Below are 6,922 nucleotides of genomic sequence, written 5' to 3'. Positions count from 1 at the left end.
GCGCGGGGTCCGGGCCCCACGCCAGCCAGCCCGCGATCACGACCGTGACGACCGCCGCCGCGGCCAGCCGCCAGGGACGTCGCCGCAGCCGCCAGTGCCACGCCCTCGGGTCGCTGACCGTCCGTGCGCGCCGGTCCGCCGCCGCCCGAGCCTCGGCGCGATCGGCGGCGGGCACCCACCGGACGGGCGGCGCGCACCTGGTGACACCTTGGGCGACCGCTCGAGCCGACGGCCGCGCGGCGGGGTCCTCCTCCACCATCGGGGCGGTCCAGGCCTGTGCCGCGGTACGGATGTGCTCGCCGGCGGCGGCCAGGGCGAGGGCGCCCAGTGAGTAGACGTCCGACGCGGGACTCGGCGGGCCTCCGGCGGCGCGCTCCGGGGCCGCGAAGCCGGGGGTCCCACGCTCGCGCCCGAGCGCGGGTCCCACCATGTCCACCAGCACGGGCCGCGAACCCACCACCACATTGGACGGCGAGAGGTCGCCGTGGGAGAGCCCGCTGCCGTGCAGCGCCGCGAGGGCGTGAGCGAGCTCCGACACCAGCCAGACCCACGCGCCGAGATCCTCGACGCGACCGGCCCGGTCGAGCGGCACCCCGGCGACGCGCGGCGAGCAGACCACCACGGCATCGTGCTCTCGCATCACGTCGAGCGGGACGCACACGCCCAGGTGGGAGACCTGGCTCAGCGCCGCGACGCGGCTGCGCGCGCGGCGCTCGTCGCCGTCACCCGCGCCGACTTCGCGGGTGACCCGATCGATCGCGAGCGGGGTGAGGGAACGCACCCCACCACCGTGCCATCACCCGCGGCGCGCGATCCCGTTCTCCACAGGCAGGGCCGGCGTCAGTCGCCGATGCGCCGCGACGGCCACCATGCCCGGCGGCCCATGTCGCCGATGAGCCCCGGCACCAGCAGCGAGCGGACGATGAAGGTGTCGATCAGCACGCCCACCGCGACGATGAAGGCGATCTGTGCGAGGAACACGAGCGGGATGACCCCGAGTGCCGCGAAGGTCGAGGCGAGCACCAGGCCCGCGGACGTGATGACGCCACCCGTGACCGCCAGGGCACGGCGGACGCCTTCGCGGCTGCCGTGCACCAGCGACTCCTCGCGCGCTCTCGACATGAGGAAGATCGAGTAGTCGACACCCAGCGCCACCAGGAACACGAACGCGAGCAGCGGTACCGCCGGGTCCGTGCCCGGGAAGCCGAACACGTGGTTGAAGAACACGGCCGAGAGACCCATGGTCGCGGCGAAGCTCAGGACGTTCGCGAGGATGATCAGTACGGGCGCGATGACGGCCCGCAGCAGCAGCATGAGCACCAGCAGGATGACCACCAGGATGGTGGGCAGAATGATGCGAAGGTCACGCTCCGAGGTGGTTCGGGTGTCGAGCGCCTCGGCCGCCTGGCCGCCCACGAGGGCGTCGGGTTCGATCGCGTGGACCACCTCGCGAACCTCGGCCACGATGTCCTGCGCCTCCACCGAGGAGGCGGCGACCTGGGTGATGGCGTTGATCTCGACGCGGCCGTCGATCACGATCGGCTCGTCCTGAACCACTCCCGCGGGGGCTCCCGCGGCGATCGACGGGGTGAGCACATAGGCGGCGTCGACGCCATCCACGGCGGCCACGGCGTCGACCAGTTCGTCGGCCTGGTCCTCCGCGGCGATGATGCGGATCGGGGAGGTGGCACCCGCGGAGAAGTGAGCCTCCAGCACCTCGAAGCCGGCAATGGACTCGACCTCACCGGTGAACACGTCCCGTTCGCCCAGCCCGCCGGACTTGAAGGTGGGCAGGAATGCCGCCAGGCCAAGCAGCAGCAGCGACGCGGCGACCCACACCACGCGAGGCCGCGCGGCGACCCGGCGCGAAACCTTCCCCCAGATCCCGGCGCGGCGCTCGACGGCCTCGATGGTCTCCTCGGCCTCGTGCGCATCGTCTCCGCGGTAGCGAGGCATGGCGGGCCAGAACACGCCTCGGGCGTGCTTGCCGCCGATGAGCAGCAGCGCCGGCAACAACGTGAGGGCGGCGAGGAACGATGCGGCGATGCCGATCGCGCCCGCCGGGCCCAGGGCGGCGTTCGACTTGAGATCGCTCAGGAGGAGCACGAGCAGTCCCAACACCACCGTGCCCGCGGAGGCCGCGATGGGCTCGAGCGAGCGGCGCCAGGCCTTGGCGAGCGCGGCGTACGGCGACTGGATGCGCAGCAGCTCCTCGCGATAGCGCGCCACCAGCAGCAGCGCATAGTCGGTGGTCGCGCCCACCACAAGGATGAACATGATGCCCTGGCTCTGCCCGTTCAGCGTGATGACGTTGTTGGAGGCCATGGCATAGACCGCGATGATCGCGCCCGTGAGGGCGATCATCGAGGTCGCGAGCACCAGGAACGGCAGGACGGGGCTGCGGTAGACGATGAGCAGGATCACCAGCACGACGCCGAGCGCCACGAGCAGCAGGATGCCGTCGATGCCGGCGAAGGCCTCGACCAGGTCCGCCACCAGGCCGGCGGGTCCGGTCACGTATCCGGACAGACCCGTATCCGCCTCCGCCCACGCGGCTCGCATGGTGTCGACGTAGACCTGGCCGAACGACGATTCGCCCACCTGCTCGCTGAACACCTCGGCGTCCACGGAGAACGTGACCAGGATGGCCTCGCCGTCCTCCGAGGGGATGGCCGTGGGTCCCTGGCCCTGGGGGCCGGAGAGGGTGACGTCGCCGATGGTGCGGCCCTCGGGGTCACCCTCGAGCGGCACCGTCAACACGTCGTCGACGAAGGACTGGACGGTGTCGAGGTCTGCGGGCGTGGCATCGTCCACCACCAGCAGCGCCGGGATCGAGTCGGTGGGCGCGAACTCCGCGTGTGCGGCCGCCGCCTCCGTGGATTCCGCGCTCGAGGGCAGGAAGGCGCCCGAATCATTCTCCTGAACCTCGGAGAGCTTCCCGAAGGTCTGGCCGCCCGCTCCGGCTATCGAGAGCCACGCGAAGATGACGAGGACGACGAGGACGGGACGGAGCCACGGACGCTTCAGCACGTTCATATCCTCCACCAACGCCGGACGCCGCCCGGCATTCCCGCGAGTTCCAAGGGTTACGCTTCTGAAATGCAGATCCTTCCCCTCGAGCTCGGCACGCGCCTGGTGCCCTACCAGGAGGCCTGGGACCTGCAGCGCGAGATCCACGCCCAGGTCGTGTCTGGCGAGCGCGAGGACACGGTGGTGCTGGTCGAGCACGAGCCGGTCTACACGGCGGGCAAGCGCACCGCCGTCTGGGACCGCCCCATGGACGGCACACCCGTGATCGACGTCGACCGCGGCGGGCGCATCACCTGGCACGGCCCAGGGCAGCTCGTGGGCTACCCGATCGTGCGCCTCGCCACCCCCGTCGACGTGGTGAAGTACGTGCGCGCGCTCGAGCGCGCCATCATGGAACTGTGCGGGTCCCTCGGCATCGAGACGATGCGCGTCGCGGACCGCTCCGGCGTGTGGCTTCCCGCGGCGAACGGCCGGCGCGAACGCAAGATCTGCGCCATCGGCGTGCGGGTCGCGCGCGGCGTGACGATGCACGGGTTCGCGCTCAACTGCGACCCCGACCTGGACTGGTACGACCGCATCGTCCCCTGCGGGATCTCGGATGCGGACGTGACGTCGCTGTCCGCCGAGCTGGGCCGGACGGTGACCATCCACGATGTCGTCGAGCCCACCCTGGGATTCCTAGAATCCGCGCTCGCGGACGTAAGGTGGGCCGAGGCGCAGACCCGCGTCCCCGACACCCTCCCCACGAAGGAGCCTGTGTGACCATCGCACCCGAGGGCCGCAAGATGCTGCGCGTCGAGGCCCGCAACGCCGCCGTCCCGATCGAGCGCAAGCCCGAATGGATCCGCACCAAGGCCACCATGGGCCCGGAGTACAAGGATCTCAAGGGACTGGTGAAGACGGGCGGCCTGCACACGGTGTGCGAGGAGGCGGGATGCCCCAACATCTTCGAATGCTGGGAGGACCGCGAGGCCACGTTCCTCATCGGCGGCGACCAGTGCACGCGACGCTGCGACTTCTGCCAGATCGACACGGGTAAGCCCGCCGACTTCGACGCGGACGAGCCGCGCCGCGTCGCCGAGTCCGTGCGCCAGATGGGCCTCAAGTATTCGACGGTCACCGGCGTCGCGCGCGACGACCTGGAGGACGGCGGCGCGTGGCTGTACGCCGAGACGGTGCGCCAGATCCACGGCCTCAACCCAGGCGTGGGCGTGGAACTGCTCATCCCCGACTTCAACGCGGAGCCCGACCAGCTGGCCGAGGTGTTCTCCTCGCGCCCGGAGGTGCTCGCCCACAACCTCGAGACGGTGCCGAGGGTGTTCAAGCGCATCCGTCCCGGCTTCCGCTACGACCGGTCCCTGTCGGTGCTGACCGCGGCTCAGGAGGCGGGGCTGGTCACCAAGTCCAACCTGATCTTGGGCATGGGCGAGACGTTCGACGAGGCCGTCGAGGCGCTGCGCGACCTGCACGCCGCCGGGTGCGACCTCCTCACCATCACCCAGTACCTGCGCCCCAGCCCGCGCCACCACCCCGTGGACCGGTGGGTGAAGCCCTCCGAGTTCGTCGAGCTGTCCGAGATCGCCGAGGAGATCGGCTTCCTGGGCGTCATGTCCGGGCCGCTGGTGCGGTCGTCGTACCGCGCCGGACGACTGTGGGGCCAGGCGATGCGCCGCAAGGGCCGCGAGATCCCGGAGTCGCTCGCCCACCTGGGCGAGGCGACCGAGGCTCGCCAGGAGGCCTCCGCACTGCTGCGCGCGCACCCCGAGCTCGCTTAGCCGCTGATCGCTCCGGCGGGACCGGCGGCAGTGCGCCAGCGGCTAAACTGTGCCCATCATGGCTAAGGACAAGACCGCCCCCAAGAAGCAGCGCTGGTACCACCTGGTCGCTCAGGCCTACCGCACCACCGCGCCCCACGACAAGGCACTCCTGCCCGGCATCATCGGCATCATCGTGGGCGGCATCGCCGTCTTCGTGGCCGGGGGCCTCCTCATCGGCAGCCTCGCGGCGATCATCTACGCGTCGATCATGGGTGTGATGACCGCGCTGCTGGGCGCCATGTACTTCCTCACGCGCCGCTTCGAGCGCAACGCGTACGCGCAGATGGAGGGGCAGATGGGCGCCTCCGTGGCGGTCGCCAAGGCGATCCGCTCGGGTTGGGCGTTCCAGGACGACCCGGTCAACATGGACCCGCGGGGCAAGTCCTTGGTGTTCCAGGGCGTGGGCAAGGGCGGCATCGTGCTGCTCGCGGAGGGCGGCTCCGCCGCGCGCAAGCCGGCCCAGCAGACGCAGAAGCGCATCGAGAAGCTGGTTCCCGGCGTGCCCGTCACCACTCTCTACATCGGGCGCGCGGAGGGCGAGGTGCCCCTGCCGAAGCTCAACCGCACCATCCGCAAGACCAAGAAGGCGCTCAAGAAGGCCGATCAGGCCACGGTCTCCGCACGCCTCAAGGCGATCGGCGGCGCCAAGCCGCCCATGCCCAAGGGCATCGACCCCGTGCGCGCGCGCCCGGACCGCAAGGGGATGCGCGGCCGCTGACGGTGGCGTTGCCGCGCCGCGCCGCGCGTAGCATGTCCACGCTCCGGGTAGCTGAGCGACGGTTTCGCGAGGTCTGCGACTCCCATGGGTAACTGAGCGACGCTGCTACGGCAGCGTGACCGCCACCCCGCGCTCCGACGACGCGAACCGCACCTCCCGCATGTCGGCCACGCGCGCCAGGCCCTCGGTCGCCGGCGTACGCAGGGATCCCACGACCACCACGGTCGCCCCCGACGCGAGTCCCGCCCGCACGCCCGCATCGGCGTCCTCGAACACCACGCAATCGCTCGGATCCACGCCCAGCGCCCGTGCACCGCGCACATAGGGCTCCGGATGCGGCTTGCCGAGCTCGACATCCTCGGCGGCGATCATCCGGTCGACCGCGGGGAACCCGAGCCGCTCGAGCCTCCGCAGCGCGGAGGACCGGACGGCCGAGGTCACCACCGCCCAACGGCCCGCGGGGATCGCACGCACGGCGGCCACCGCGCCCGGGATCTCGACGTCGGCCTCGAAGAGCGACTCCTCCATGGCGAAGATGCGGGCGAACCACGGCTCGACATCCGCGTCCTCGCCCAGGAAGTGCTTCAGTGTGGCGCGGGCCGGGACTCCGTGCACTCGGGCAAGCACCTGGTCCCTGTCGAAGCCGGCCTCGCGCGCGAACTCGCCCCACACCAGGTCCACGGTCGCGGTGGAGTCGATGAGAGTGCCGTCCATGTCGAGCAGCACGCCCGCGACCTCGAGGCGGATCATGCGGCCGCGCCGGCCCGGACCACGTGCGTGCCGGCGGCCCTGTCGTGCAGACCGCGCCCGTCGGGGCCCCACACCACGGCCGGGATCACCAGCGCGAGCAGCGCGGTGCGGATCAGCGCCTTCAGCGGGCCCACATAGGGAGCTCCGTCGAGGCGCACCACGCGCAGGCCGAACAGCCGGTGGCCGATCGTGCTGCCCAGCGTGGCGACCAGGATCAGGTGCTGGACGGCCCACACCCCGAGGGTGGCGAAGGGCGAGCCGGCGAGCAGCACGCGCTCGATCGCCGTGACCTGGTCCACCGGATACAGGGGGTCCACGAAGAACGCGGAGGAGATGAGCATGCACAGCAGCCAGTCGATGCCGATGCCCGCCAGGCGGCGCCCCACCTGGGCGCTGGGGGAGGTCTCGGTCACCGCGCCAGCCTAGCCGCGGCCACGGCCGCTTCCGGACGTTGCCCCCGCATCGTCCAGGAGCCATCCTCGGCGGATCCGTCGCCACATGTAACAGCCCGGAAACATTCCCTGTATGCGGAGGCAACACCCCGCGCCTAGGGTGGAGGTGCGATTCCGCCATGTCCATCTGTTCAAGGAGTACCGGATGTTCACAG

At 71.1% G+C, this 6,922-nt stretch carries 6 protein-coding genes and 1 pseudogene; 3 read left to right on the top strand and 4 right to left on the bottom strand.

The window, feature by feature from the left end:
* A pseudogene (locus Q0L54_RS09455) lies at positions 1-781 on the bottom strand (hypothetical protein); the annotation flags it as partial.
* 59 nt (positions 782-840) lie between these two features.
* The gene (locus tag Q0L54_RS09450; protein ID WP_296667557.1) at positions 841-3,030 is read right to left on the bottom strand and encodes an MMPL family transporter; all 2,190 of its coding nucleotides are present in this window, start codon (positions 3,028-3,030) and stop codon (positions 841-843) included.
* A 69-nt stretch (positions 3,031-3,099) separates the two neighbouring features.
* Here Q0L54_RS09450 and lipB point away from each other — a divergent pair, with 69 nt between their 5' ends.
* From lipB to Q0L54_RS09435, 3 genes are read left to right on the top strand one after another with little or no spacing between them, the layout of a single operon-like run.
* Positions 3,100-3,792 carry a lipoyl(octanoyl) transferase LipB gene (gene lipB / locus Q0L54_RS09445; protein ID WP_296667555.1) on the top strand — a complete coding sequence of 231 codons (693 nt, stop codon included), beginning with the start codon at positions 3,100-3,102 and terminating at the stop codon, positions 3,790-3,792.
* Positions 3,789-4,805: a lipoyl synthase gene (gene lipA / locus Q0L54_RS09440; protein ID WP_296667553.1), complete on the top strand. Its 1,017-nt coding sequence runs from the start codon at positions 3,789-3,791 to the stop codon at positions 4,803-4,805. Before lipB ends, lipA begins: the two co-directional genes overlap by 4 nt.
* Before the next feature lie 58 nt (positions 4,806-4,863).
* Positions 4,864-5,565 carry a DUF4191 domain-containing protein gene (locus Q0L54_RS09435; RefSeq protein ID WP_296667551.1) on the top strand — a complete coding sequence of 234 codons (702 nt, stop codon included), beginning with the start codon at positions 4,864-4,866 and terminating at the stop codon, positions 5,563-5,565.
* A gap of 105 nt (positions 5,566-5,670) precedes the next feature.
* Here the strand turns inward: Q0L54_RS09435 and Q0L54_RS09430 are convergent, their stop codons facing one another.
* Together Q0L54_RS09430 and Q0L54_RS09425 are read right to left on the bottom strand one after the other, a co-directional pair.
* Positions 5,671-6,315 (bottom strand): HAD-IA family hydrolase, encoded by a 645-nt coding sequence (locus tag Q0L54_RS09430; protein WP_296667549.1) that lies wholly within the window; start codon positions 6,313-6,315, stop codon positions 5,671-5,673.
* Positions 6,312-6,728, bottom strand: coding sequence for an RDD family protein (locus tag Q0L54_RS09425; protein ID WP_296667547.1), 417 nt, complete (start codon positions 6,726-6,728; stop codon positions 6,312-6,314). The genes Q0L54_RS09430 and Q0L54_RS09425 overlap by 4 nt, the downstream gene beginning before the upstream one ends.
* Between the last annotated feature and the right edge of the window lie 194 nt (positions 6,729-6,922).

The organism is Demequina sp. (genome assembly GCF_024642165.1).
Classification (GTDB): domain Bacteria; phylum Actinomycetota; class Actinomycetes; order Actinomycetales; family Demequinaceae; genus Demequina.
The sequence above is the reverse complement of the archived record's forward strand: the minus strand, read 5'-3'. Positions and strand labels throughout refer to the sequence as shown.

Excerpts from the sequence above, each read along its gene's own strand:
- lipB (WP_296667555.1), top strand. The coding sequence starts at position 3,100 with ATGCAGATCCTTCCCCTCGAGCTCGGCACGCGCCTGGTGCCCTACCAG.
- Q0L54_RS09435 (WP_296667551.1), top strand. The coding sequence starts at position 4,864 with ATGGCTAAGGACAAGACCGCCCCCAAGAAGCAGCGCTGGTACCACCTG.
- Q0L54_RS09430 (WP_296667549.1), bottom strand. The coding sequence starts at position 6,315 with ATGATCCGCCTCGAGGTCGCGGGCGTGCTGCTCGACATGGACGGCACT.